Source organism: Roseateles sp. P5_B10, assembly GCF_056400485.1.
On record NZ_JBFULE010001682.1, the window covers coordinates 1 to 556 of the forward strand.

Consider the following 556-nt stretch of genomic DNA (forward strand, 5'->3'; position numbering starts at 1 on the left):
GGTGAGAACTCGCCCAACAGCAACAAGCAGAAGGAGAACACCAAGACGGCCTACGCCCAGCTGCGCTTCGGCCTGGAAGAGCACGGCCTGCCCATCGACGGCAACGTCGGTCTGCGCGTGGTGGAAACCAAGTACGACACCACCGGATACCAGACGCTGGTTTTCAACTCGACAGCTGCGGCAACGGCTCCGAACCTCAGCCGTCCCATCCCGACGTTCACGCCGTTCCTGACGCCGATCGCCGTTGAAAACAACTACGTCAATGTGTTGCCCAGCCTGAACCTGCGCTGGAAGGCCAACGACCAGATGCAGTTGCGCTTTGCCTATGCCAAGGCGGTGGCGCGGCCTGACTTCAGCGACCTGCAGCCCAACCTGCAGCTGACGGCGGGTGCTGCACAGACGCGTACGGTGGTCAACGCAGACTCGTCGCGCACGATCTTCGTCGACGATCTGCGCAACGTCGGCTCGGCGCTGGGTAACCCGATCCTCAAGCCGGTCAAGTCGGATCAGTTCGACCTCTCCGGTGAGTGGTACATCGACCGCGCCAGTTCCATCA

1 protein-coding gene is annotated in these 556 nt (G+C 62.1%); it reads left to right on the forward strand.

What is annotated here, in order from left to right:
- Positions 1-556: TonB-dependent receptor domain-containing protein (locus AC1DU6_RS35315; protein ID WP_477863235.1), on the forward strand; the 556-nt coding region annotated here is incomplete at both ends.